This window comes from Planomonospora algeriensis, from assembly GCF_977012225.1.
Genome location: NZ_CDRNDK010000594.1, coordinates 1 through 3,248 on the forward strand (window position 1 = coordinate 1; position 3,248 = coordinate 3,248).

Below are 3,248 nucleotides of genomic sequence, written 5' to 3' on the forward strand. Positions count from 1 at the left end.
CGGCGCCCGCACAGGGCGAGTTGGCGAACGCCGCCACCAGCACCGGCCCCAGCCGGTGCAGCAGCCGCCAGCGGGCGCGCGCGTCGGCGGTGTCGCGGCCGATGTCGAGACAGACCTGGATGGAGGCGGTGGAGCACATCATGGCGCGCCCGGCCGCGTTGCGGGCGTCGAAATACGCCTCCATCGCGGTGTATCGGGGGAGGTCCAGCTGCCGCAGGGGGGATCTGCGCGGATCCAGTCCGTATCCGGTGCGGCGCAGCCCCGCGGCGGCCAGGTGCGGGTCCAGGTGGCGCAGGTCGGCCTCGAGGGCCTGGCGCGCGGCGGCCGGACCGGGCAGGGGCGGGGAGCTGAGTTCCAGCTGGCCGCCGGGTTCGTAGGTGACGGCGCTACCCGAGGGCAGCGGGGAGGCCGCCCGGACGGCGGCGGTGAGGCGGGGCAGGGGGACGTGCTCGCCGGGTCTGGCCGGGTCGGTGACCAGCCATTCCGACTCGACACCGGTCAGCCCGGGCGGGCCGGTCTTGAAGCAGATCCCGTGGACATGGGCGTAGACGTCGTCTTCGGTGAGAAAGGACATGCCACCTCCCGTCTGGCACACGGTCTCCACATTCCCCCAGAAACCAGGACAGGGCAAGATCCGGATCGGGACCGCGTCCCCGGGGCGGCCTGGAGTGGCCCATCGCCTACCGCACCGGCGAGCGGGAGCGGCTGGAGACGCTGCGCGGCTTCGGCGTGCGCCGCTTCACCTCGATGCTGTACCCGCACAAGCCGGACATGGCCGCCTGGCTGAACGGCTGGTCGGCGGAGTTCGCCGCCCGGACGCCGGACTGCCTGCACACCGCGACGTTCTTCCCCGAACCGGAGGCGGTGCGCTACACCGCCCGCGCCCTCGAGGAGGGCGCGCGGGTGTTCAAGGCGCACCTGCAGGTCGGCGGCTACGACCCCGGCGACGGACTGCTGGACGGGGTGTGGGGCCTGCTGGCCGAGGCCGGCGTCCCCGTGGTCACGCACTGCGGCTCCGGTCCCGCGCCCGGCAGGCACACCGGTCCCGGCCCCATCGGGCGCGTGCTGGCCCGGCACCCGCGCCTGCGGCTGGTGGTCGCGCACATGGGCATGCCGGAGTACGCCGAGTTCCTGGACCTCGCCCAACGGTACGAAGGCGTTTTCCTGGACACCACGATGGCCTTCACCGCCTTCAGCGAGGCGCTGGCGCCGTTCCCCCGGGCCGAGCTGCCGCGCCTGGCGGACCTCGGGGACCGGATCCTGCTCGGCACCGACTTCCCGAACATCCCCTACTCCTACGCCGAGGCCCTGCGGGCCCTGGCCGGCCTCGGACTCGGGGACGGCTGGCTGCGCGCCGTCTGCCACGACAACGCGGCCCGCCTGTTCGGGGTCTGAGCGGGCGGTCCCGGCACCGCTCTCCACGACCGAGCCGGACTCCCTCTCCGCTACCCGCGCCACCCGTGCCGCCTGCGACTCCCACGACGCCGCCGGCGCACGGCGCGCGGAGGGAATACGCTCTCGTTCTGCAGCGCTGAGGAAAGTTGAAACTTCAACGAGATGGAGGACGGTGAGCACGATGCAGTTCGGGATCTTCACCGTAGGCGACGTCACCACGGACCCGACCACGGGCCGGACGCCGAGCGAGCACGAGCGGATCAAGGCGATGGTGGCCATCGCGCTCAAGGCGGAGGAGGTCGGCCTGGACGTCTTCGCCACCGGAGAGCACCACAACCCGCCCTTCGTGCCGTCGTCGCCGACGACCATGCTCGGCTACATCGCCGCCCGGACCGAACGGCTCATCCTCTCCACCGCCACGACACTGATCACGACGAACGACCCGGTCAAGATCGCCGAAGACTACGCCATGCTGCAGCACCTGGCCGACGGGCGCGTCGACCTGATGATGGGCCGCGGCAACACCGGGCCGGTCTACCCCTGGTTCGGGCAGGACATCCGGCAGGGCATCCCGCTGGCCGTCGAGAACTACGCGCTGCTGCACAGGCTCTGGCGCGAGGACGTCGTGGACTGGCAGGGGCGTTTCCGCACCGCCCTGCAGGGCTTCACCTCGACCCCCCGGCCGCTCGACGGGGTCCCGCCGTTCGTCTGGCACGGCTCGATCCGCAGCCCGGAGATCGCCGAGCAGGCGGCCTACTACGGCGACGGGTTCTTCGCCAACAACATCTTCTGGCCGAAGGAGCACTTCATCCGGCTGATCGGCCTCTACCGGGAGCGCTTCGCCCACTACGGCCACGGCACCCCGGAGCAGGCGATCGTCGGGCTCGGTGGCCAGGTGTTCATGCGGAAGAACTCCCAGGACGCGGTACGGGAGTTCCGCCCCTATTTCGACAACGCCCCGGTGTACGGCCACGGCCCGTCGCTGGAGGAGTTCACGGCCGAGACCCCGCTCACCGTGGGCAGCCCGCAGCAGGTGATCGACCGGACGCTGACCTTCCGCGAGTCCTTCGGCGACTACCAGCGCCAGCTGTTCCTGATGGACCACGCAGGACTGCCGCTGAAGACCGTGCTGGAGCAGCTCGACATCCTCGGCGAGGAGGTCGTGCCCGTGCTCCGCAAGGAGTTCGCCGCCCGCCGTCCCGCCGGCGTGCCGGACGGCCCCACCCACGCGGCCCTGGTCGCCCGCCGTACCGCCGGAGCCGCCGGGGAGGCCCCCGTCCCCCCCGGCCCCGCCGCCTGATCCGCCCTCCCGCACGCACCGCACTGGAGAACCCGATGGAAACCCTGAAGATCGTGGCCGTCTCGGCCGGTCTCGGCCGGCCCTCGTCGACGCGGCTGCTGGCCGACCGGCTGGCCGGGGCGGTCCGCGCCCGGCTGGCCGGGGAGCGGGCGGTGGAGGTGCGCGTGGTGGAACTGCGCGACCTGGCCGTCGACATCGCCAACAACCTGGTGACCGGGTTCCCCGGCGCCGCGCTGCGCGAGGCGGTCGAGGCGGTGGCGGGGGCGGACGGCCTCATCGCCGTGACGCCGATCTTCACCGCCTCCTACAGCGGGCTCTTCAAGTCGTTCTTCGACGTGATCGAGAACACCGCGCTCACCGGCAAGCCCGTGCTCGTCGCGGCGACCGGCGGTACGGCGCGCCACTCGCTCGCCCTGGAGCACGCGCTCCGCCCGCTCTTCGCCTACCTGCGCGCGGTCGTCGTCCCCACCGCGGTCTACGCCGCGTCCGAGGACTGGGGCTCGGCCGGGGACTGGGGCTCGGCCGGGGACGCGGGCGCCGACGCCCTGGCCGC

The 3,248-nt window shown here is 72.8% G+C and carries 3 protein-coding genes and 1 pseudogene; 3 read left to right on the forward strand and 1 reads right to left on the reverse strand.

The window, feature by feature from the left end; genetic code table 11:
• The coding region (locus ACWJ6R_RS32970) for a glutamate-cysteine ligase family protein (RefSeq protein WP_449065970.1) at nt 1-574 on the reverse strand (574 nt) is incomplete at its 3' end.
• A gap of 77 nt (nt 575-651) precedes the next feature.
• Here ACWJ6R_RS32970 and ACWJ6R_RS32975 point away from each other — a divergent pair.
• From ACWJ6R_RS32975 to ACWJ6R_RS32985, 3 genes and pseudogenes are all read left to right on the forward strand, one after another.
• Nucleotides 652-1,395 (forward strand): annotated as a pseudogene (locus tag ACWJ6R_RS32975) (amidohydrolase family protein); the annotation flags it as partial.
• A gap of 181 nt (nt 1,396-1,576) precedes the next feature.
• Nucleotides 1,577-2,695 (forward strand): LLM class flavin-dependent oxidoreductase, encoded by a 1,119-nt coding sequence (locus ACWJ6R_RS32980; protein WP_449065972.1) that lies wholly within the window; start codon nt 1,577-1,579, stop codon nt 2,693-2,695.
• Nucleotides 2,696-2,730: 35 nt separating this feature from the next.
• On the forward strand, nt 2,731-3,248 hold a 518-nt coding region (locus ACWJ6R_RS32985; RefSeq protein WP_449065971.1), incomplete at its 3' end, for a CE1759 family FMN reductase.

Coding starts and splice junctions, on each gene's coding strand:
- ACWJ6R_RS32980 (WP_449065972.1), top strand. CDS start 1,577: ATGCAGTTCGGGATCTTCACCGTAGGCGACGTCACCACGGACCCGACC.